Below are 21,798 nucleotides of genomic sequence, written 5' to 3'. Positions count from 1 at the left end.
TAAGTAGTAGGAGAAGAACCATCCAGATGAAATCGTGTCCGACGGATAATTAACGATATCAACAAATTCATATACGGATATATCAATTAGGAACGGATTAGAACTGAAATTGATAGTGACCTATCCCAATAATCAATCCAAGGAGACTTAAACTCATGGTAAGAAAACCAGGAAGTATGTACAGGAACGTGAGACAGCGTTCATTCACAAGAAGGAAATATATGGGTGGTGTGCCTGGAAGCCAGGTCATCCACTACGACATGGGTAACAAGACAACAGATTTCCCGGTCAAGCTTTCACTCGTGGTCGACGAAAGGTGCCAGATACGCCACACAGCCCTTGAAGCTGCACGTATCACTGCCAACAAGGCTATCACGGCGGCAGCCGGACGTACAGGATACCACCTCAAGCTGAGAGTCTATCCGCACGAGGTACTCAGGGAGAACAAGCAGGCAACCGGAGCAGGTGCAGACCGTGTATCCAGTGGTATGCGTGGTGCTTTCGGCAAGAACGTAGGAACCGCAGCAAGGGTTTCCGCTGGCCAGAAGATATTTACCATCTCAGTCAACAAAGAGAACTTTGCAACAGCAAAGGATGCACTCAGAAAGGCGGGACACAAGCTGCCAACCCCTGTCAGGATCACCATTGACCAGGGACTGGAGCTTGTACAGTAAAGTGTTGACTTTGGGAGTGATGATATGAAAGATTACGAAGCGCTTTTGGACCGTGCGATAGATAACCTGCCAGACAAGGAGACCACGGATGCCCGTTTCGTGATCCCGGAGCCCAGGATAATGATGGAAGGCAAGACCACGATCCTGGACAATTTCCTCAACATAGCGGATGTCCTTAACAGGGAACCCGATCATGTGATGAAATACCTCACGCGTGAGATGGGTACGGCGGGCAAGATCGAAGGCATGAGGGCTATATTCCAGGGAAGGTTCTCAAAGGATCAGATACAGTCCAATATAAATGCCTATGTTGAAGAATTTGTCATGTGCTCTGAATGCTCAAGGCCTGACACACAGCTCACCAAGATGGAAAGAGTGCTCGTACTGAAATGCTCTGCATGCGGCGCCCACAGGCCCGTGAAGAAGAGACGCAGCACAGCGCCGGTCAAACAGGATGCCATCGAAGAGGGCAAGGAATACGAGGTCCATATCGATGCAGTCGGCTCCAAAGGCGACGGCATTGCCAAGGTGGATAAGTACACAGTCTTCGTGCCTGGTGCCGCAAAGGGCCAGACAGTGAAGATAAAGGTCAAACGCTTAAGCGGTACCCTGGCCTTCGCAGAGAAGGTATAAAGGCACACCACCCGGATCAGATCTATATCTGATCCACCTGTTTTATTTTACTGTTGTTAATTACTTGTGATTGTTCTGATTTTTCTCATAGCAAGGAACAGGTTATATTATATAATGCCTGTAAATATAATATAGATCCTAGCTTTGCACTGAGGTTTTGAATGGCTCGCATACCCACGGGAATACCCGGATTTGACCAGCTCATCGAGGGCGGCTTCATAGAGAACGACGTGATCCTCCTGATAGGAGGGCCCGGGGCCGGGAAATCCACTTTCGGAGCGCAGTACCTCTATGAAGGCATTACAAGATACGGAGAAAACGGCATCTACATCACATTCGAGGAATCGCCCGCACGCATCATGCGCAATATGTGGAGGCATGGATGGGACCTCGAGAGGCTTGTAAAGGAAGACAAGCTGCGGATAGTCAGGGTGGATCCCATTGCCTATGAGAGGTACATCAAGAAGAACCAGGACGCTGACCCTGGAAGTGATACCGACACAAGCACCATTGAGGCTGTCCTACGGCAGATATATGCAAGCATCAGGGAAATAGGGGCCAGGCGCCTTTTTATTGATTCCATGACCTCGCTCAAGATCACACCCGACCCTGTCAATGTCAGGTACATCATCCTTGAATTCATCAAGAACATCGAGAGCTTTGACTGTACCACCCTGATAACAAGCGAACTTAATAATGATCCTGAACATTTCAGTGTGGAGGAATATCTTGCCGAAGGTGTTATTTGCCTTAAGGTATTCAGGATTGGCGGAGAAAGGATCAGGTCTGTCGAGATACTCAAGATGCGGGGCACCAAGCACGACGAGGTGTTACGCCCTTATGTTATGACAGATCATGGCATCATAGTATACCCGACACAGTCAGTCATAGGCAAGGAAGCAGATGTCTTCTCCGCAGAGATATTCAATGGCAGGACAAAAACCGATGAAAGCGGATCACAAAGACTCACAGGATGAGAACATCAATTTACTCTCGATACCGGGGCTTTCCATCAGAATGGATAAGAAAGATGATTTTATCCAGTTGAAAGCCACCGGGGGCCTTCATAAGGCGTGCGCTCCTTTTCTGAGCAGGATCAACGAGAGGCTCAAAGAGGAAAGGCCGGCCCTTGTTACAAAGGACCATGTCGTGGCTTCCACATGGCTCCCCCCTATCCCCAGCAAAGCTTTCAAGAGGCTTCTCATAGCCGAAACACAGATAGCCCTTGGAAGATACATCCCGGAAACGGTTTCTTTTGAGATCACACGCCAGTGCAGATGCAAGTGCGAGCACTGTGTGGTAAGCGGCGGTGAAGGTGACCTGGACATCGATACTATCAAGCATGCCATAGACGAGGTCCTGGATATGGGAGCAATGGTCATAGTGTTCACTGAGGGCGATCCCATGCTGCGGGAAGATATATACGAGCTCATCAAGTATGTGGACAAGGAGCGCGCCATTGTCAATATGTACACCCCCGGCACCGAGATGACTCCCGATAACGCGAGAAGGCTCAAGGAAGCGGGACTGCACAACCTGCTTGTGAGCCTGTATTCCACCAACCCGGCAAAACATGATTCTGTACGCCGTCTCGACGGTGCCTTTAAGATGGCAACCAACGCCATGAGAATGGGGCTTGAGGCAGGCCTGCTTGTCACCATGGCGACACACGTTTCTCCGAAGAACATAGAGGAACTGCCTGCCATGTATGAGCTTGCAAGGCAACTCGGGGTGCATGAATTCTCCCTGTGGGAATCCGTCCCTAAGAAGCAGGGCGATGCCGTCATCAGGGAGGAGGACAGGAGGAAGGTCCTTGACATGTACCATCGCATCAATTCCACCGGAAAAGGGCCCCGTATTTTTGCAAATTCCTATTTCGAGGGCAAGATGCTTGGCTGCATGGCAGGACAGAGATGGCTGCATGTCTGCGTGGACGGCGCTGTAAAACCCTGCCCCTATATTCCTTTCAGCTACGGGAACATCACAGAGAACAGCATGAAGGATATCTGGGACAGCATACGCAAGGACAAAACCTTCAGGGGACAGCGCAGCACCTGCCTCATGCAGGAAAAACAGTACCTTGAACTCGTGGACAGGATACCTGAGGGAGCATCGAAGCCGTACGACAGGAAACTGCTGGACCTGTAACGCAGGCTGCTCGCCGTAGCCCTGTGTACCGATAATAACATTTACATATCACTAAGTATTTTTACTAACAATTTTATGCGACAGGCATATATGATAACGAGTGCTCCGGTTTGACCATTCGATATAAAGAGGTCTCAAATGAACATGAAGATCGACCCGTGGAGCGCACTGCTCATAGAGGACTATTCCAAGCTGTTCGAAGAGTTCGGGATATTGCCTTTTGAGGATGTGCTTCCGGAAATCCCCAATCCGCACAGGTACATGCGCAGAAAGATCATTTTCGGTCATCGCGATTATGACCTGATAGCCGATGCAATGAACAACAAAAAACCTTTTTCCGTCATGAGCGGATTTATGCCCTCGGGCAAGATACACCTCGGGCACAAGATGGTGATGGAAGAGATAATATGGCACCAGCAGCAGGGAGCTGATGCGTTTGTCGGCATCGCAGACAGGGAGGCACATGCGGTCAGGGGCATCCCCTGGGAAAGATGCAGGGATATCGGTATCGAAGAATACATTATCAGTCTTATAGCCCTTGGCTTCGAACAAAAGGGACATATATATTTCCAGTCCGGCTCACAGAAGGTAAAGGACCTGGCATTCGAGCTCGGAGCAAAGGCCAATTTCTCGGAACTTAGTGCCATATATGGGTTCACGGGAGAGACAAGTGTCTCCCATATGCTCAGTGCCGTGACCCAGAGTGCGGACATACTGCATCCCCAGCTGGAAGAGTACGGCGGGCCAAAACCCACGGTGATCCCTGTGGGTGCGGACCAGGACCCCCACATCCGCCTGACCAGAGGACTGGGCAACAAGATGAACATGCTAAAGATAGAAAGGCGCGAGGATAAGGACGGCAGGGGATACTTCAGCATAAGGAGCAAGACTGCACCGCCGGATGCCATGAAGGAACTTCAGGAGCGCATCCCCGGCAGGTCAAAACTGTTCGAGGGGCATCTTGATGTCCAGGACTGTGATGATTTCGAGGAGCTGCTCAGGATCGTCAGGGAAGTAGAGCTTGAGTCTGGCGGGTACGCATTCGTGCCCCCCTGTTCCACATACCACAGGTTCATGTCCGGACTGCAGGGCGGGAAGATGTCAAGCAGCGTTCCCGAAAGTTACATCTCACTCACAGAGGACCCGAAGGAGGCCGCAAAGAAGGTCAAGAGGGCAAAGACAGGCGGCCGGATGACCCTTGAGGAGCAGAAGCAGCTTGGCGGAGAGCCAGGTAAGTGCTCTGTTTATGAACTGCTCATGTTCCACCTGGTAGAGGATGAGGAGGAGCTTGCCCAAATATACAGCGAATGTGTGGGCGGACAGAAGGTTTGTGGCAAGTGCAAGGCTCTTGCTGCCGAAAGGATGGAGAAGTTCCTCAGGCAGCACCAGGAACTGCGCGAACAGGCAAAGGACAGGCTTGATGAGTACGGATTAAAGAGGAAATGAGGCGTTTTGATGACCCCTAAATACAATATCACATCTAATGAAAAGAATGTGCTAATCTCACTTGAGAGGCTTGGTAAGGCGAGCCCCGGAGAGCTTGCCGGAAAAGCGGGAATGAAGGTCGAGACTGCAATGCAGGCGGCTTTCCTGCTGGAGGAGAAAGGGCTTGCAGAAGTTGACGAGACTGTCACCGAGAACTATGAGCTTACTGATGAAGGCAGGAAATATGCTTCCGAAGGGCTTCCGGAAAGGATGGTCATTGAGGGTATCTCAGGACCTACACCCATGCAGGATCTCAAGCAGATGTTCTCCCCGGAAGTGGCAGGGATAGCCACAGGATGGCTGCGCCGCAAAGGCTGGGCAAACATCGAGGATGGTGTAGTCGTCCCCACCGGAAAGGCGGTAACAGGAAAGGACGAGCAGGCACTGGCAAAGTTCAATGGCCAGGCAAGAACCCCGGGAGAACTTGAGGCGGATGCGGGAACCATCGCAGACCTGCTCAAGCGCAAACTGGCGGTCAGGAAAGAGGACAAACACCGTTCTGTCAGCATCACTGCCCAGGGACTTGAGCTTGTCGCCTCAGGCATCGTCATAGAGGAAGAGGTTGCCCAGATCAGCTCGGAGATGCTCAAGAGCGGGCAGTGGAAGGATCTGAAGTTCAGGCCCTACAACATCCACACTAAGCCAAAACCGGTCTACGGAGCAAAATCCCATCCATACCAGCGCCTGATAGACCAGATGCGGCGCATCTTCTTGGATATGGGATTCACCGAGATAAAGGGAGAGGTAGTTCAAAGCTCTTTCTGGAACTTCGACTCGCTCTTCCAGCCCCAGGATCACCCTGCAAGGGAGATGCAGGACACATTCCACCTTTCAAGCACTTCGGAACTTCCGGGGGAATACAAGGATAATGTCTGCGCCATGCACGAGTACGGCGGAGATACCGATTCAACCGGCTGGGGAGGGACCTGGAGCGAGGAGATAGCCTGCAGGAATGTTTTGAGGACACACACCACAGCCCTGACCATCAGGTATCTGGCAGACAACCCCGAGCCCCCGGTGAAAGCCTTCTCCATCGACAGGGCCTACCGCCGTGAGACCATCGACCCCACCCACACCCCCGAGTTCGAGCAGCTTGAAGGCGTCGTGATGGACAAGGACATGTCCTTTGCTAACCTGCTGGGCTGCCTGAAAGAGTTCTATCACAGGATGGGATTCGAGGATGTGCGCTTCAGGCCCGGTTACTTCCCGTACACGGAGCCCAGTGTCGAGCCCGAGGTCTATGTGGACGGGCTTGGGTGGGTCGAGCTTGGAGGAGCAGGCGTGTTCCGAAAAGAAGTGACATACCCACTGGGGATCAAATACCCGGTACTGGCATGGGGTCTTGGCGTGAGCCGGCTGGCCATGCTGAAACTGGGACTTAAGGACCTGCGCCTCCTGTACCAGTCCGATATCGACTGGCTGCGCAGGAGCGAGATATGCCAGCTCTGAGCTGGCGTTCTTTTTTGTTCCGCATGTCAGGCGTTTGCAAGTATTTTTGCAAGCAGTGAACGCTCGGATCCTACCGCGTCCTCAGGGCACATTTCCCGGCAGCAGTAACAGAGGATGCATCGTTCTTTATCAATGCTTAATTTGTCGTCCTCGTACCCTATCGCATGAACAGGACAGGCACTCACACACGCCCCGCACCGGATGCACCTTGAATTATCAATGCCCGGCATGACTGAATAGTATCTTCCGAATATGCGGGTGATGAAAGTCGGGACATTGAACAGGATGCCACCATTGGAAGGCTTGTACTTTACCGATGCCCCTTCAAGCGGAGCTCCCACAATTTCAGGCTCGCAAGTACCGAATCCCCTCTCAAGCGCCGCCCTTGTAGTGGGAACCTCCATCGGGTCAAGCCCTATCAGCCTGGATGCAGTAATATCCAGGGAAACCGGGTCATAACCTGCCATTATAACACCTGTGTTCACAGGCTTGCCGTGCGACGGACCGTTGCCTTCCATGCCGACTACACCGTCCATTACAGCAAGGTGGGGCCTTGCAACGGAGTAAAGGTCGATGACCGCCTCCCCGAACAGTTTTCTCTCAGCAAGGAGGTGCATCTCTTTACGATGCTTGAGCGGCAGCGCTCCGAACATGTTCTTGACAGCCCCCGTATAGTAGGTGAGCTCATGGGTCTTGAGCTTGGGCAGGGATATGATGACATCCGCGTCCAGCACAGCCTTTGATACAAAGAGCTTTGGGAAATGCATGGCGAGGGGAACATCCACTTTTTCAAAACCTGCAGTCTGGAAGTTGATGAGCTCAACATCCAGCTCCTCTGCCACTGCAGCTATCCCTGATGCTGCAAAGGCCTCTGCAGTTGCCCCCGGGCAGGCGATACCAGCGCCGTCGCCGATCACAGGGATGCCTCCTGCCTCGCGCACCAGCTCGCACATTGCGGAAACTATGGCAGGGTGCGTAGTTACGGCATTCTCCGGCCTGCGCGCGGCAAGGATGTTGGGCTTGAGCAGCACCCGGTCACCAGTTTGGATAACAGGCAGGAGACCGCCTATCAGATCGACCGAGGCTCTGACACTCCCTGCGGCAAGGGAGTAGTCAGTGCAGGGTATAATGGAGACTTTGCTGGCCATAAGTCCATCTAATGACAGAGTATCTAATCTTTTTTACGGCATTTAGCTGGATGTAAATATTATAGGAGAGCAAAAGTGTAGAAAACAATATATAGTGAGCCTTTAAGTGCTCATCATCATTATGAGCATTTTTATAATGCCAATAAAATATAAATACTTGAAGAGGCCACTCTAGGCTTGTACATAAAAAATGGTGGTACAATGAAAAATATGAAACTTGCATTAATCATGGCAGTTTTTCTGCTAATGATTGTGGGGACAGCTAGTGCAGCAGTAACAGAATTCCACTTGACCGAAGAAGATGCCAATGAGTACTATGACGGCGATATCGATATCAAGATCACAGTGGATGATGTCAGCAAAACAATAGAACTTGAGGTCATGGAGCCTAACACTGAAAAGGTCTCTATGAAGACAGTGCTTCTCAACATCCCGGCAGACCAGATCGCAAGTGTCTCAGATGACAACCCGAAGGTCGACTGGGTAGTTGAGGATGACAAGGGACAGGGCAATGCAGGATTCGGAGCAATGCTCACAGCAGTTGACAGGGAAAGCGGCGACCAGGGAACTGTACAATACATCAAGATACAGATGAGCCAGGAATGGGACGGCGTACTTCCAAAGAACGTGAATGACTATTCCGTAGTCCTGCACGTTACCAGGCTTCCAGGAAACCCTGAGAGCGTATGGCTTGGATTGAATGGAGAAGTTCAGGAAATCCCAGAGTTCCCGACACTTGCACTGCCAATCGCAGCAATACTGGGACTTGCATTCATGTTCCAGCGCAGGAAGGAGTAAGCTTACTCCTCCCTGTTCCTCTTTCTTTTTTTTGCTTTTGGCATTACACCGTGTCTCTGAACGATATTGTCCTCCGGACAGGTAATATCAATTTAGGTTCTTATTTTAGTCTTAGTATGAGAGTCGTAAAAGGACCTCATTTACAAAGTAATGATTTCGGTGCTCTTTTGCATCGCCATCGTCTTATTCGCTGATATAATGAGAATACTGCGTGTACACGTCAACAATGCCGTTTTAGGAGAACACGATCATTTTTCCGGAGTAGATGTGAGATTCCACCCGACAGGCCGTGTTGAAGTTCCATTCCCCAGACAGGCAAGTAGTTTCGACAGCATGCAATAGAGACCTTGTGGCCCATAGAGATTATATAAGAACAGCCGATTAAAAGAATTAGCGGGAGCTTGAGTTCCGAAGAACGTGGCATTATTGATTTGAATAAATTCCCTAAAACGAAGGAAATCATCATTATGAGTATGATGATAGCGATTAGTAGGGAAATAATAAATAGTAAGAAAGGTTGATAGATGAACGTCTTATCAAAAGACCGAAATAATGATCGTAAAGGTGGTATGAAATGAAAAGAATATTAGTAGTGTTGCTTATACTTATGGCGCTCATGCCATTGGCAACAGCAACCAGTATTACACCAGTCCATATCCTGAACTGGACCTCCGGCAACGCCGAATTCGAGTGCAGTCAGACTGATTGCGACAGCGACTTTGCATATAAGATCGATGAATGGGATCAAGAGAATGGCATGGATGGCGTATATGCTTATGCTGGAAATAACATTACAATCTTAAACAGCAATGGTGGAACTTTCGACTGGGAGTCAGAATACCCTGTGTGCGCAGTGGTTGTGAAGGCAGGCAGTGAGCAATCCGGCGGCGGGGCCTACATATACTATTACCCTGATGGCGCAACCGGCGATGAAGGACTCGTTGCACCTGCAAACAAGGACATCAGCCACGTCACGTTCTGCTTTAATGAAGACGATGGCGAAATAGAGGAAATCCCAGAGTTCCCGACCGTTGCGCTCCCAATAGCTGCAATTCTCGGACTTGCATTCATGTTCCAGCGCAGAAAGGAGTAAGTTCACTCCTTCCTTTATTTTTCGTATTATGCCATTTTCTGAACTGCTTCTTGCGTAAGCCTTTCTTATTTTGAACAATTCTTCATATCATGTGGACACTGATTATCATGTCCCGCTCAAAGACACTATAATTGCACTCTTTCTGATTCCAAGCATGCTGCAGAACTTATTCGCCTGCATTAATCTCCGAAATAAAGTTTCGCAAGTCGCTTAAGTTAAAAAAAGAACCATATGTATAACACTTTAAGCGGGTGGTACAACTATGAAACAAAGAATTGTGTTTTTAGCTGTTGCTATTGCGATACTGTCAATCGGATTTGCAAGTGCGACATGCTATATAAATGAGGTTGAGGTGAACAAGAGCCAATATCAGGGCGACCTTAACGCAACATTGATCATAAACAACCAGACCACTCCGTATTCAGCCGAGATCGAGCTGGATAATGAGACTCTGGAAGTGTTCCCGAATGCCACGATGACCACTATACTGCTCAATATTCCTGCAGAACAGATAGAAAGTGCGAGCAGTGAGGCCGGGAACTGGTCAATAGTAGAGATAGATGAACAAGGCCAGACCAACACAGTTGTTATGGCTGAGATCGATGAGAATGCTGAGAATGCAAGCGGTCCGGTGACTATCAACTTCAACGATAGCTGGAACGGCACATTCCCTGAGAACGATGAAGGGTATGTGATAGCAGTCGACATCGAGAACATAGGTGATGCCGGAAACGACAGCGCCTGGGTGACTCTCGGGTTCTGTGATGATAACGTCACAGACGGTAATGTAACACCAGGTGACGGCAATGTCACTCCTGGAGATGGAAATGTAACGCCAGGGGACGGCAACGTGACCCCGGGGGACGGTAATGTAACACCACCAGGAGATAATGTTACAGACAACGTCACCAATGTGACAACCTGCTACCTGAACATTGTAGAGGAGAACAAGACCCAGTACGAGGGCGATCTCAACGCTACAATGCTGGTCAACAATGAGACCACGCCTTACACAGCGGAGATTGAACTGACCAACGCTACACAGGAAACGTTCCCGAACGCAACACTGACGACCATCGTGCTGAACGTGCCGATGGACCAGATAGTTAACGCGAACGATACCCTCGGAAATGAGTGGGATATCTCGGAAATAGTTGAAGAAGAACCGAATCCGTTCGGCAATTTCACAACAATGCTCACAATGAATGAGGATCTTGAGAACCCATTCGGCAGGTTCTTCACAAAGATAACCATGAACGAAAGCGTCAATGCAACAGGCCCGGTCACCATATACTTCAATGACAGCTGGAATGGTACATTCCCTGAGAACGACGAAGGGTATGTAGTGGCTGCAGATGTAGAGGACATAGGGGAAGAGGGCAACGATAGTGCATGGATAACACTTGGTTTCTGTGAAGCGGAGAATGTCACGGACGGAAACGTAACACCTGGAAACGGTAATGTCACACCGGGAGACGGTAATGTAACTCCAGGGGACGGAAACGTAACACCTGGAAACGGTAATGTAACTCCAGGGGACGGCAATGTCACACCTGGAGACGGTAATGTGACACCAGGGGACAATGTCACTGATGATATGGAAAACATTACTGTGTGTTACATCAATGATGTTGAGGACAACAAGAGTGAGTACGAAGGCGATCTTAACGCCACGATGATGGTCAACAATGAAACAGCACCGTATTTCATTGAGATCGAACTCACAAACGAAACCCTGGATATCTTCCCGAACACAACCATCGAGACAATACTGTTCAATATGCCTGCCGATCAGATAGACAATGTGACAGCCCCATTTGGCAATTGGTCACTGGTCGATCTGAGCGACAACATGACAGTGCTCGAGAGATTCGAAGCGGATGATGAGGGTGACAACAATACAACAGATTCAGGGCCCATAACCATCTATCTCAACGACAGCTGGAATGGAACTCTGCCTGTCAATGAGGAAGGATACCTTATCTCTGTTGACTTCCGTAACATTGGAGAAACGGGAGACGATAATGCATGGGTAACCCTTGGATTCTGCGAGAATGAGACTGCTGAGAATGTCACGGACATGAACGAAACTGAAGACATGGAAGAAATCAATGAGACCGAGGACATGAACGAGACGGACGTGGACGAAGCAGATATGAACGATACCGTGTGAAGGAGCTACGATATACCAAGAGAAAATACCTGAACCTCTTTTAGAGGACTGTAAGTAAAAAATACATTAGGAGGCCGGTGAAGGACTTAATACGGACGGCTAAAAGGCTCCGGTCCTTATGCCGGCCCCCTGCTCGATTTTTCTTGCCATCATTTTTGATTTTGTATATTTGATTCTTATCTTAATCCTCCGGCCCTTAGCCTTTTATCATACAGCCGTTCTTTTTACCATTGAGAGCATAGTCCACACCTGTCAAGAAGCACCCGCGTTTTTTCTATGTAGCCTGCTCCATATTTTGCTTCTGTCCCAACAGCCACACTATATTTAATTACTATATAAATTATGCATCAATGTTTCGCAAAGAGAATAACATACTACAAACAAAAGCATTATCGACTACACTTAAATGTAGGTGGTACGATATGAAAATGAATAATACGAGGTTAAGAATAGCACTGATGACTGCTGTTATGGTATTCCTTTCAATAGGATTTGCCAGTGCAGCCTGTTATCTGAATGATGTCCAGGAGTCGAACAGCGAATTTGAAGGACAGCTGAATGTAAGTATGGATGTGTCCACATCTGCTCCCTATACCGCGGAAATGATGCTTACGGATGAGACCACAACAAACTTTTCTGATGCAGCCATTGAGACCATACTGCTCAACATTCCTTCAGATCAGATAGAAAGTGCCACTGATTCCGAAGGAAATGAATGGCAGATAAATGAGGTTAGTGAGGATACAGAAGATTTCGGCACCTTCAATACCAGCCTTGAGCCGGGAGAAGAAGTCGAGGTCAGCCCTGAAACTACCGTCACTGTGACTTTCGTAGATGACTGGGACCAGTCATTCCCGAGGAATGATGAAGGATATCTCGTAGCAACTGAGGTCAGTAACATCGGGGAAACCGGAGATATGAGTGCGTGGGTGACAATTGGATTCTGTGATGAGACAACGCCCATAGACGAGGAAACACCTGTAGACGATAATCAGACTGACGGCAACCAGACCGATGGTAATCAGACTGATGGCGAAGTCCCAGTAGATGATGAAGCACCGGTAGATGAGGAGCAGCCAGAAGATGATAACCAGACTGATGTTGATGCAAATGAAACAACTGAGGAGGCTGCCTGCTATCTGAACATTGTCCAGGAGGACAAGAGCCAGTATGAAGGACAGCTCAACGCAAGCGTGATGATCGATAATGAGTCCAACACTGCAGAAATAGAGCTGACAAATGATACTCTTGAGACATTCCAGGACGCGCAGATAAGCAAGATCCAGGTGAATGCACCTGTGGACCTCATACAGAACGTTACCGATGCTGAAGGAAACGAGCTGGAGTTCACAGAGATAGAGACAAACGAAACGAATGAAATGCCATTCGGAGAGTTCCTCGTAGTGATCACTGCGATAATGAGTGATGAAGTGGAACATGATTTCGGAGATTTCCAGACAGAGATCACAATGTCAGAAACTGGGAATGTAAGCGGTCCTATAACTATCACATATACGGATGAGTGGGATGGTACGGTCCCGGTCAACGAGCAGGGGTATGCCATCGCTGCACTGGTAGAGAACATCGGTGATGCGGGAGACGACATGGCCTGGATAACCTGTAAGGGAGAAGGGATTACAACCTGCTACCTGAATGTGGTCCAGCCGGATAAGAGTGAATATGATGGCCAGCTGAACGCCACGATGCTTATCAACAACGAGACCACACCCTACTTTGCGAACATAGAGCTTACAGACAACACTACAGAGACTTTCCCTAATGCTTCCATCGGTAGTGTTATGCTCAATGTGCCTGCAGACCAGATAATATCCGTAAGTGATGAGAACGGTAACTGGACTGAAGTGACAGACAACGAGACGAACCAGACCATGTTCGTGAAAGAGGAAACGGGCATGAATGGCACTCAGACCGGTGACAATATGACCAACATGACAAACCAGACTGGCAGCAACATGACAAATATGACTGATCAGACCGGGGAGGTAGTTGACTCCATTGTCATCCACTTCGAAGACACATGGGATGGAATGCTTCCGCCAAACAATGAAGGTTATGTCATTGCAGTAGACATCAGGAACATCGGAGAGATGGGAGACGATAATGCATGGATAACCCTCGGGTTCTGCGAAATATCTGAGACAGATAATGAAACAGCCATGAACGAGACAGACGATATGGAATCAGTTAACGAGACGGAGGACATGAACGAAACTGAAGACATGGAAACCGTTGATGATACTGAGGACATGAACGAAACTGAAGACATGGAAACCGTTGATGATACTGAGGACATGAACGAGACGGAAGATATGGAAGCCGTTAATGAGACCGAAAATGAGAATGACACTGAGACGACAGAAGACACGCAGATAATAGAAGTAGTTACAACCTGAACCAGCTATTAACGGCTGGAATCCTGGATGTGGTATTCTTGTCCAGTAAAGGAAGGGGATAAAACACCCCTTTCTTATCTATTTTTCCTTGACGCATTCTCCATTGCTTCTTCAGCGCTTTTCCTTATGATATAACCCGCTTCGTGCAGGATAGTATCACCGATCTGCGGGTCTCTCTCCATACTTGCAGTACAGGGGTAGGAATGGTGAGCTCCGGATATGGTTTCCTTATAATCCTTCACATCTGACCACTTGAGCTTCTTTGCAACGAACCAGGTTGAACCGCAGGGTGCATCCCTAAGGACCTCTGCGTGAGTGAAGATTTCGTCAGCATGGCCCAGATCGACTTTTAAGACAGGTTTTCCAAAGCCCAGCTTTACAAAATCATCGATAGACTTCTTTCCTGTCAGGTCAAGGGCACAGAAAGGCTTGGGACATTCACATTCAATGCCTCTTTGCTCCAGTTGTTGTTTTACCTGCTCTGCCAGGCCCGCCGGAACGACCCTTGAGTCGTCTACAGGGATGATGACTCCCTTTGCGCCGGACTTTTCTGCAAGCTGAGGGACCACTGTCAATAAGTCAGGATTGAGATCTATAGCGAGAATAAGATCACAAGCCGGTACCTGCTCCGGCATGTATTCCATGGGCTCTTCAACGAAATCGGGGAGGTCATTCCTTAACTCGAAGATCCCGGTGATGATATTGCCAAGTCCGGGTCGCAGCTCCCTGCAGTGATCGCACAGATCGCCGCAGGCCACGCAGAAACTGTCGGAATTGACCAGATTGCCAATTACCCTTTTCCCAAACTCGCCCGAATAGAAGATGTTCACTCGCATGTCTCTCTGTTTCGGCCCGGATGTTTATTAGCTTTTCCCGCATATGTTTATGAAAACCTTTCAGGAAAGCTTTATCGATGCTTTTATCATTGCTTTTTTGCCTTCATCCTTACAAGACCCATAAGATAGGCAGGTATGCAGCCTATGGCAGTACATGTTTCCAGTGAAACGCCACTGCCGGTGATATCAAGATGCAAGGGAGCTACTTCAAAGAGATTCTTCGGAAGGCCTTTGTGACCGAGCCCCACAAGCAGCAGGAAAGAGCGGTTATGCAGGATCTCGTCAGCAAGTGCTTCCGGTGTGACGGCACGTTTTTCCTCCGGCTTTGAGGATGTCACCACAACCTCACCGAACTGGGACTGGAAGCCTTTTTTAGGAAGCTCGAAAACAAAGAGCTTGCGCTTTTCATGAAGCATGCGCAGGTATTTCCCGGATTCACCTATAGTTGTCTTGTCCGCAACATAATCCACCAGTTCGTCGGGGGTCATCTTGAAAGGGAAATCGAACAGTGCAAGCGAGAATCCAAACGCATGGCATATGGGAGCAGCCCTTGCGATGGCCCTGTAATGTGCGTCAAGCACTTTGATCTTATCATAAGTATTGACAATTCCGAGAGTCAGCATTATTTCACCGTTAACCCAGTTTGAGACACATGACAGATTGCCTGCATGTATTTAACCTGTCGCATCCTGCGCAATCTTCCCAGAGCCGGGCCTTTGCTGTCGGTTCTATTTCCATGAACCCAAGCTTCTCGAAGAACCTGGGAGAAGTGGTCCTTGCATAAACGCAGGATACAACATCACTCCTGCCTTTTATCCTTATCAGGAGATAGCGGACCAGTGACGAGCCTATGCCTTTTCCGCGGTAGTTCGGGTGCACGGCTATGGAATGGACCTCCGGGAAGCGGCCGTTCACAATTGCACCGGCACCTACTATTTTCGTACCAGTGAGCGCAACAGCGAAGTCTTCGATTTTCACTCCCTCGATATCAAGGAAATACGTGGACATCAGAACCTGGATAGAGTCCCTGTCTTCCGGCAGAGCTTCACGTATCCTTACATCCGGTTCCAAAGTACCTCATCCATGCTGCCGCTGCGGAAGCCCTCAATGTCAAGAGTCACATAGTCAAACCCGATCTTCTTAAAGTAGGAAAGTATCTTCTCCCTGTGCAGCAGAAGCTCACGGAAGTCGAAGGGATATAGCTCTATCCTGGCCATCCCTTGGTGGTCCCTTACTCTCAGGTCAGTAAAGCCCATGTCCAGCAGGAAATTCTCAGCCTCCTCCACACGCCTTATAGAGTCCTTTGTCAGCGCGTTCCCGTAGGGGAATCTTGATGCCAGGCAGGGGGAGGCAGGTTTTTCAGCCACCGAAAGACCTGCATGACGGGCTATTCCACGAACTTCCTCTTTTGTCACTCCCTGTTCGAGGAATGGAGAATAAACCAGATCACCTGCTTCAGAAAGTGCTTTTCTGCCAGGCCTGTAGGCATTTGTGTCGGATGCAGTACTACCTTCCATGATGACATTAAAGCCAAGCTCATCCTTTACGGCAGCAAGCATTTTCAGTATCTCCTTCTTGCAGAAATAGCATCTTTCAGGAGTGTTCTCTGTTATCAGAGGAACATTAAGCTCATTGAATTCCAATATCCTGTGCCGAATGCCAATCTCTTCGGCTACCTGTCTTGCATTATCGAGCTCCCTTTGCGGAAAGGAGAGCAGCTTTACTGTGACTGCAACAGCCCGGTTTCCCAGAGCGGCATGAGCAAGATAGGCCAGGGTTGAGCTGTCGACACCACCTGAAAAAGCCACAACGGCACTACCCTTGTCCATTATTGCTCTTTTCAGCTGGTCGGTCCTTGCATCGTACATAATCTTCAATATAGAGGAATCTCTTATTAATAGCATCGCGTTAACAAAATATAAAGTGCAGGTCTGATATATCATACTACAGGATGAGAAGGCAGGAGATAGAACATGGCTTTTTTTGGAACAAACGGCGTAAGGGGAATTGCTAACGAATATATTACTCCTCAACTTGTGATGGATGTTGCCAGGAGTGTTGGCACATACATGGAATCAAAGGGAATTGTGGCCATAGGCAGGGATACAAGAGCATCAGGAGATATGCTCATGTCAGCAGCAATAGCCGGGGCCCTGTCAACAGGACTTACAGTGATCGATATCGGTATCGTTCCAACGCCGTCAATCCAGTATTATGTAAGGAACTTCGCCGACGCAGGCATAGTGATAACAGCCTCGCACAATCCCCGTGAGTACAACGGAGTAAAGCTGATAGCAAAGGACGGTACTGAACTGTCAAGGGAAGCCGAGGCAGAGGTCGAGAAGATATACTTCTCAAAGGAGTTCGCTACAGCTGGCTGGGAAAGGACCGGGGATCTGAGAAAGGACCTGCATGCGAACGATTATTATATCAGGGGTATTGTTAACTCCGTGGATTCAGCCAGGATCAGGGAGAAGCGATTCAAGGTCGTTGTTGATACCGGCTGCGGAGCAGGTTCAGCCACGCTGCCTTTCCTGCTGAAGGAACTGGGCTGCGAGATACTGACCCTGAATGCACAGGTGGACGGCACATTCCCCTGGAGGAACCCGGAGCCTACCCCTGATGCACTTACGGAGATAATAGACCTTGTCAAGAGGACAGGCTCCGTGATGGGTGTGGCCCAGGACGGTGACGCGGACAGGGCGGTTTTCATTGACGAGGAGGGCAATTTCATCCCCGAGGATGTACTGCTTGCTATGATGGCAAAGTATGTACTGGAGAGAAAAAAAGGGCCTGTCGTCACACCTGTCAGTTCGTCATCCAGGATGGTGGATATTGCCAGGGAGGCAGGGGTCGAACTTGTGTGGACTGCAGTGGGATCGATACATGTAGCAAGGAAAATGATGGACATTGGAGCTGTCTTCGGGGGTGAGGGCAACGGAGGACTTATCTTCCCGGAGCATCAGTACTGCCGTGACGGGGGCATGGCATGCGCCAAGTTCCTGGAGATAATAGCCAGCGGCCAGAAGCTGTCCGGGCTTTCCGCCAGCGTCCCTGTGTACCATAATTCAAAAACGAAGATAAGATGCCAGAACCTGGATCTGACCATGCACAAAGTGAAGGAGGACATTTTCCTCGGATGCCAGAAAGCTGATACAATTGACGGCGTCAAAGTCTGGCACGATGATGGCTGGGTACTCATAAGGCCCTCCGGCACTGAGCCGATCATACGTGTCTTCGCGGAGGCAAAATCCAAACTGAGAGCTGATGAACTCATGGCTGAGGGAGTCATGCTTGTTGAGAGATGCATTTAATATTGATAAAGAAGACAAGAACTGAACAAAGCGGGGAAGGATTCATGCTTTCCCCCTGGATTCACCCAGTACTATCCCGGTTGCAATGAGATGGGCCACACGCAGGGGCTCGGGTATGTTGCTCCTTGTGGAACTGAGCCTAACTATTCTTGCAGCTTCCCTGAAACCAATGCCTGAACACTGGATATAGACCGGGTTCAGCGGGTCAGCAGTCTTTACTTCAACTATCTCCCCCGCCCTTTTGAATATAGCCATCCTTTCATCTCCCTGAGGAAGATGGCAGAGGGCCTTCCTTATCATTTCAAGATCAGGGTATTTTCTCATGAGCACTACAACAGGTATACCTGTCCCCTCATGCAGCCGGACGATATCCACGGGATTGAAGCCCCCATAGCTTACGCCATCCAGCATGATGATACGCACCTGAGGAAAATGCTTGCTGGATCTTATCATGGACATAATACTATCAGTGGCGTCCATGCCATCCCGGGTCAGGTAAGAGCTCATCACCCCGTCCAGCCACATACCTCCCCTGAAGAACGCCCCTACGATGAGTATCCTCTCTCCTGTAAGCGCCGAGTCGTCTATCCCGAGAATACGGATCTCATCCTTTATATGGAAACACCTGTTCACAAGAGAATTTATGAATGGATGGCAGAAGTAGTTTACTTTGGGACACAGGGAATAACAGAAAGAGAGTAAACAAAAGAATGAATTAACAAATGAAAAAAGGGGGCCGGATTTACCCGAACATTCCTACAGGCAGTTCTTCAGGTTTGATCTCTATCTTGGACATCACCTTTCTGACCGATTCAAGGAAATCGTCCATGCCAATAGACTCTTTATCATGCCTCACTGCAAGCATTCCTGCCTCCATGGTGATGGCATTGAGGTCGGCACCGCTCATACCCTCGGTCATATGTGACAGTTTCCTGAAATCGACGTCCTCGCTCAGGCTCATGAAGCGGGAATGGATCTGGAGTATACTCATCCTTGCTTCTTCATCCGGCATAGGCACATGCACTATCCTGTCGAACCTTCCGGGTCTCAGGATGGCAGGGTCCAGCACATCCAGCCTGTTAGTGGCTGCGATTATGCGCACGTCTCCCCTGTTGTCGAAACCGTCCATTTCGGCAAGTAACTGCATGAGGGTTCTCTGAACCTCACGATCGGCCCCGTTAGTGTCATTGAGCCGCCTTGAGGCTATAGCATCCAGCTCATCTATGAAGATGATACTGGGGGACTTCTTCCTTGCCATCTCGAACATGTCACGGACAAGTTTTGCACCGTCTCCGATATACTTCTGGATAAGCTCGGAACCCACAACCCGTATAAATGTCGCTTCCGTGCGGTGTGCCACTGCCTTTGCAAGCAGGGTCTTGCCGGTACCCGGATCACCATAAAGCAGCACTCCCTTGGGAGGAGAGATACCGATGCGCCTGAAAGACTCGGGCTTTGTAAGCGGCAGTTCCACGGATTCCACAAGTTCCTGTATCTGTTCTTCAAGGCCTCCTATGTTGCTATAGTCAACATCCTGTGATTCCACTACTTCCATTGCGGAAACAGCAGGGTCCTCTGTCGTCGGGATGACTTCCACTATCGCAAGTGTCTGCTGGTTGAGAGCAACCTTTGCTCCCGGGGCCAGATCCTTGTCATCTATGTACTGGGACACGTTTACCATGAACTGGGGGCCTGTGGAACTTCTCACAAGGACCTTATCGTTGCTTATCACGTCCATTATGGTTGCAACTACAAGAGGAACCGTTTTCAGGCGATCTATCTCAGCCTGAAGCCTTCTGACTTCCCTTTCGTATTTGAGTTTCTGACTTTCCACAAAACGCTTTTCGGACTCGATCTGGTCGCACTGCTCCTTGAGGAGGTTATTTCGCGACTCGAGCTGCCTCATACGGTCCAGGAGGTATTTAGAAAAATCCTCCTCGCTTTCAGTACCGAAATAACCGTATTCCGCTTTGTTCACATTGGTAAAGTCATATCTTCCGTGATTCACATCACTGTCGCTGGTCTCGCTCATATGCCTCCGAACATTATTTAAGTGCAAAGGGTATATAGCCCTTTCGTAAAGACGGGATTTGACTTTTCGAGTTGAGATCTATGCAATGTGAAATATGCGGCGCTGATATTAAAGGGCCTTCTTCCAAGATCAGTATAGACGGTAGTGAACTCACTGTATGCCCAAGATGCTCACAATACGGGAAGAATGTTGAGAAACGTGCACCAACCCCCAGGAAGGTTTCACCTGTTGCACCTGTAACCCAAAGGAGAAGCAGCGGTAACAGGCCCGCAGGCAAGCGCTTTGAGCCAATGGGCAGTGAACTGGTTGATGATTACGACCATATCATCAGAGAAGCCAGGGAAAAGAAGCAGCTAAGCCATGAGGAACTTGCTTCCAGAATAAAGGAAAAGGCTGCATTGATCAAAAAGCTTGAGCGCGGAGAGATCGTTCCGGAAGAAGATGTGCGGAAAAAGCTTGAAAGGGAGCTTGATATCAAACTCACCGAGAGGAGCGGCGACGATGACTGGAGTGGGGAGCGCCTGAACAAGGGCACCACACTTGGAGACATTGTGACGATAAAGAAGAAATAATTAGAAATGACTGCTTATTTTATTTTTAAATAACAAACTGGTAATCAAGTGGTAATCATGAGTCTGGCTGGTAAAAAGATAGGGTTCATCGGAACCGGAAAGATGGGAAGTGCGCTTATCAAGGGAATATCCGGTGCAGGGATCGTTCCGTGTTCAGGCATCTATGCCAGTGATGTGTTCGAGGCTTCATTGAGGGAACTTCGCGATAGTCTGGGTGTCAATGTGACACAGGATAACAGAGAAGTTGTGAATAAATCCGACATCATTGTCCTGGCTGTGAAACCACAGATACTGAAATCCGTACTCTCCTCTATTAAAGATGACATCACCGGGGACAAGCTGATGATCTCCATTGCTGCAGGCGTGAAGCTGGAAGCAATTGAGAACGAGCTCAGCGAAGGAACACATGTGGTCAGGGTAATGCCCAACATAGCTGCAACTGTTGCTGAAGCGGCCTCTGCGGTGGCACAGGGAAAGTACGCATCTGCTGAGGATGCAGAGGATGTCCTTAATATATTCCGCTCCGTTGGCAGTGCGATATCTGTCCCGGAGAATCTGATGGATGCCGTCACCGGCCTTTCAGGAAGCGGGCCTGCGTTCATATTTCCGGTGATCGAGGCCATGGCCGACGGAGGCGTCTATGAAGGACTTGACCGTAACAGTGCATTGATACTTGCCGCACAGACCGTGCTTGGAGCTGCAAAAATGATGCTCGAGACCAACACTCACCCCGGACAACTCAAGGATATGGTCACATCTCCCGGCGGGACAACCATAAGAGGCATATACGAACTGGAAGAAAGCGGTATCAGAGCGGCATTCATGAAAGCGGTGATCGCATCCTCCAATCGCTCAAAGGAGCTTGGCAAATAAGAATCTGATTCTTATTATTATTTTTCCCTCATTTTCCCTCATATATTAAGAGAAAGGTTTATTATCCGCAAAGTTTTAATAAGATTTAGGCTGGTATTCCTATACCTACTTGTGGAGAGGTAGAAAAAGGATTGAATGATTTACTGGCATGAAAAA

At 49.1% G+C, this 21,798-nt stretch carries 20 protein-coding genes; 13 read left to right on the top strand and 7 right to left on the bottom strand.

Annotated features, from left to right (window positions below):
• Window positions 1-155: 155 nt before the first annotated feature.
• The 6 genes from PV02_RS05645 (at window position 156) to pheS (ending at window position 6,389) form a co-directional block, all read left to right on the top strand.
• The gene (locus PV02_RS05645) at window positions 156-674 is read left to right on the top strand and encodes a 50S ribosomal protein L16 (protein ID WP_256622406.1); all 519 of its coding nucleotides are present in this window, start codon (window positions 156-158) and stop codon (window positions 672-674) included.
• 24 nt (window positions 675-698) lie between these two features.
• Window positions 699-1,307 (top strand): translation initiation factor IF-2 subunit beta, encoded by a 609-nt coding sequence (locus tag PV02_RS05640; RefSeq protein ID WP_256622405.1) that lies wholly within the window; start codon window positions 699-701, stop codon window positions 1,305-1,307.
• A 161-nt stretch (window positions 1,308-1,468) separates the two neighbouring features.
• Entirely contained in the window at window positions 1,469-2,284 is an 816-nt protein-coding gene (locus PV02_RS05635) for an RAD55 family ATPase (RefSeq protein WP_256622404.1), read from the top strand.
• On the top strand, window positions 2,235-3,455 hold the full coding sequence (locus PV02_RS05630) for a radical SAM/SPASM domain-containing protein (protein WP_256622403.1): 1,221 nt from the start codon (window positions 2,235-2,237) through the stop codon (window positions 3,453-3,455). The genes PV02_RS05635 and PV02_RS05630 overlap by 50 nt, the downstream gene beginning before the upstream one ends.
• 138 nt (window positions 3,456-3,593) lie before the next feature.
• Window positions 3,594-4,901, top strand: coding sequence for a tryptophan--tRNA ligase (locus tag PV02_RS05625; RefSeq protein ID WP_256622402.1), 1,308 nt, complete (start codon window positions 3,594-3,596; stop codon window positions 4,899-4,901).
• 9 nt (window positions 4,902-4,910) lie between these two features.
• Window positions 4,911-6,389: a phenylalanine--tRNA ligase subunit alpha gene (pheS, locus tag PV02_RS05620; RefSeq protein ID WP_256622401.1), complete on the top strand. Its 1,479-nt coding sequence runs from the start codon at window positions 4,911-4,913 to the stop codon at window positions 6,387-6,389.
• 26 nt (window positions 6,390-6,415) lie between these two features.
• Here the strand turns inward: pheS and PV02_RS05615 are convergent, their stop codons facing one another.
• Complete coding sequence (locus PV02_RS05615) at window positions 6,416-7,537, bottom strand: DUF362 domain-containing protein (RefSeq protein WP_256622400.1); 1,122 nt, start codon at window positions 7,535-7,537, stop codon at window positions 6,416-6,418.
• A gap of 201 nt (window positions 7,538-7,738) precedes the next feature.
• Between PV02_RS05615 and PV02_RS05610 the strand changes: the two genes are divergently transcribed.
• The 4 genes from PV02_RS05610 to PV02_RS05595 all read left to right on the top strand — a co-directional run bounded on the left by PV02_RS05610 (window position 7,739) and on the right by PV02_RS05595 (window position 14,015).
• Window positions 7,739-8,335 carry a PEF-CTERM sorting domain-containing protein gene (locus tag PV02_RS05610; protein ID WP_256622399.1) on the top strand — a complete coding sequence of 199 codons (597 nt, stop codon included), beginning with the start codon at window positions 7,739-7,741 and terminating at the stop codon, window positions 8,333-8,335.
• 574 nt (window positions 8,336-8,909) lie between these two features.
• Entirely contained in the window at window positions 8,910-9,428 is a 519-nt protein-coding gene (locus PV02_RS05605; protein ID WP_256622398.1) for a PEF-CTERM sorting domain-containing protein, read from the top strand.
• A 262-nt stretch (window positions 9,429-9,690) separates the two neighbouring features.
• Window positions 9,691-11,601, top strand: a complete 1,911-nt coding sequence (locus PV02_RS05600; RefSeq protein WP_256622397.1) for a hypothetical protein — start codon at window positions 9,691-9,693, stop codon at window positions 11,599-11,601.
• A 458-nt stretch (window positions 11,602-12,059) separates the two neighbouring features.
• Window positions 12,060-14,015 (top strand): hypothetical protein, encoded by a 1,956-nt coding sequence (locus PV02_RS05595; protein WP_256622396.1) that lies wholly within the window; start codon window positions 12,060-12,062, stop codon window positions 14,013-14,015.
• Window positions 14,016-14,089: 74 nt separating this feature from the next.
• Here PV02_RS05595 and PV02_RS05590 read toward each other — a convergent pair whose 3' ends face one another.
• The 4 genes from PV02_RS05590 to larE all read right to left on the bottom strand — a co-directional run bounded on the left by PV02_RS05590 (window position 14,090) and on the right by larE (window position 16,719).
• Entirely contained in the window at window positions 14,090-14,851 is a 762-nt protein-coding gene (locus PV02_RS05590) for a DUF166 domain-containing protein (protein WP_256622395.1), read from the bottom strand.
• Window positions 14,852-14,937: 86 nt separating this feature from the next.
• On the bottom strand, window positions 14,938-15,474 hold the full coding sequence (locus PV02_RS05585) for a DUF531 domain-containing protein (protein ID WP_256622394.1): 537 nt from the start codon (window positions 15,472-15,474) through the stop codon (window positions 14,938-14,940).
• A gap of 10 nt (window positions 15,475-15,484) precedes the next feature.
• Window positions 15,485-15,922 carry a GNAT family N-acetyltransferase gene (locus PV02_RS05580; protein ID WP_256622393.1) on the bottom strand — a complete coding sequence of 146 codons (438 nt, stop codon included), beginning with the start codon at window positions 15,920-15,922 and terminating at the stop codon, window positions 15,485-15,487.
• Window positions 15,907-16,719: an ATP-dependent sacrificial sulfur transferase LarE gene (larE, locus tag PV02_RS05575; protein WP_256622392.1), complete on the bottom strand. Its 813-nt coding sequence runs from the start codon at window positions 16,717-16,719 to the stop codon at window positions 15,907-15,909. Before larE ends, PV02_RS05580 begins: the two co-directional genes overlap by 16 nt.
• Window positions 16,720-16,824: 105 nt before the next feature.
• Here larE and glmM point away from each other — a divergent pair, with 105 nt between their 5' ends.
• The gene (gene glmM, locus PV02_RS05570; protein ID WP_256622391.1) at window positions 16,825-18,165 is read left to right on the top strand and encodes a phosphoglucosamine mutase; all 1,341 of its coding nucleotides are present in this window, start codon (window positions 16,825-16,827) and stop codon (window positions 18,163-18,165) included.
• Window positions 18,166-18,207: 42 nt separating this feature from the next.
• Here the strand turns inward: glmM and PV02_RS05565 are convergent, their stop codons facing one another.
• Together PV02_RS05565 and PV02_RS05560 are read right to left on the bottom strand one after the other, a co-directional pair.
• Window positions 18,208-18,798 (bottom strand): endonuclease dU, encoded by a 591-nt coding sequence (locus PV02_RS05565; protein ID WP_256622390.1) that lies wholly within the window; start codon window positions 18,796-18,798, stop codon window positions 18,208-18,210.
• Window positions 18,799-18,907: 109 nt separating this feature from the next.
• Window positions 18,908-20,197, bottom strand: a complete 1,290-nt coding sequence (locus PV02_RS05560) for a proteasome-activating nucleotidase (protein ID WP_305891141.1) — start codon at window positions 20,195-20,197, stop codon at window positions 18,908-18,910.
• Between the two features lie 80 nt (window positions 20,198-20,277).
• Here PV02_RS05560 and PV02_RS05555 point away from each other — a divergent pair, with 80 nt between their 5' ends.
• Window positions 20,278-20,769 (top strand): multiprotein bridging factor aMBF1, encoded by a 492-nt coding sequence (locus PV02_RS05555; protein WP_256622389.1) that lies wholly within the window; start codon window positions 20,278-20,280, stop codon window positions 20,767-20,769.
• 57 nt (window positions 20,770-20,826) lie between these two features.
• Entirely contained in the window at window positions 20,827-21,642 is an 816-nt protein-coding gene (gene proC, locus PV02_RS05550) for a pyrroline-5-carboxylate reductase (protein WP_256622388.1), read from the top strand.
• Window positions 21,643-21,798: the final 156 nt, after the last annotated feature.

Origin of the sequence: Methanolobus chelungpuianus, assembly GCF_024500045.1 — an archaeon.
GTDB lineage: Archaea > Halobacteriota > Methanosarcinia > Methanosarcinales > Methanosarcinaceae > Methanolobus > Methanolobus chelungpuianus.
Note: the sequence above shows the minus strand (reverse complement) of the source record. Positions and strands in the feature narration are given on the sequence as shown.

Excerpts from the sequence above, each read along its gene's own strand:
- PV02_RS05590 (WP_256622395.1), bottom strand. The coding sequence starts at position 14,851 with ATGCGAGTGAACATCTTCTATTCGGGCGAGTTTGGGAAAAGGGTAATT.
- PV02_RS05585 (WP_256622394.1), bottom strand. The coding sequence starts at position 15,474 with ATGCTGACTCTCGGAATTGTCAATACTTATGATAAGATCAAAGTGCTT.
- PV02_RS05555 (WP_256622389.1), top strand. The coding sequence starts at position 20,278 with ATGCAATGTGAAATATGCGGCGCTGATATTAAAGGGCCTTCTTCCAAG.
- PV02_RS05560 (WP_305891141.1), bottom strand. The coding sequence starts at position 20,197 with ATGAGCGAGACCAGCGACAGTGATGTGAATCACGGAAGATATGACTTT.
- PV02_RS05610 (WP_256622399.1), top strand. The coding sequence starts at position 7,739 with ATGAAAAATATGAAACTTGCATTAATCATGGCAGTTTTTCTGCTAATG.
- larE (WP_256622392.1), bottom strand. The coding sequence starts at position 16,719 with ATGTACGATGCAAGGACCGACCAGCTGAAAAGAGCAATAATGGACAAG.
- PV02_RS05630 (WP_256622403.1), top strand. The coding sequence starts at position 2,235 with ATGGCAGGACAAAAACCGATGAAAGCGGATCACAAAGACTCACAGGAT.
- PV02_RS05645 (WP_256622406.1), top strand. The coding sequence starts at position 156 with ATGGTAAGAAAACCAGGAAGTATGTACAGGAACGTGAGACAGCGTTCA.
- PV02_RS05640 (WP_256622405.1), top strand. The coding sequence starts at position 699 with ATGAAAGATTACGAAGCGCTTTTGGACCGTGCGATAGATAACCTGCCA.
- proC (WP_256622388.1), top strand. The coding sequence starts at position 20,827 with ATGAGTCTGGCTGGTAAAAAGATAGGGTTCATCGGAACCGGAAAGATG.
- PV02_RS05595 (WP_256622396.1), top strand. The coding sequence starts at position 12,060 with ATGACTGCTGTTATGGTATTCCTTTCAATAGGATTTGCCAGTGCAGCC.
- PV02_RS05615 (WP_256622400.1), bottom strand. The coding sequence starts at position 7,537 with ATGGCCAGCAAAGTCTCCATTATACCCTGCACTGACTACTCCCTTGCC.
- pheS (WP_256622401.1), top strand. The coding sequence starts at position 4,911 with ATGACCCCTAAATACAATATCACATCTAATGAAAAGAATGTGCTAATC.
- PV02_RS05600 (WP_256622397.1), top strand. The coding sequence starts at position 9,691 with ATGAAACAAAGAATTGTGTTTTTAGCTGTTGCTATTGCGATACTGTCA.
- PV02_RS05635 (WP_256622404.1), top strand. The coding sequence starts at position 1,469 with ATGGCTCGCATACCCACGGGAATACCCGGATTTGACCAGCTCATCGAG.
- PV02_RS05625 (WP_256622402.1), top strand. The coding sequence starts at position 3,594 with ATGAACATGAAGATCGACCCGTGGAGCGCACTGCTCATAGAGGACTAT.
- glmM (WP_256622391.1), top strand. The coding sequence starts at position 16,825 with ATGGCTTTTTTTGGAACAAACGGCGTAAGGGGAATTGCTAACGAATAT.
- PV02_RS05605 (WP_256622398.1), top strand. The coding sequence starts at position 8,910 with ATGAAAAGAATATTAGTAGTGTTGCTTATACTTATGGCGCTCATGCCA.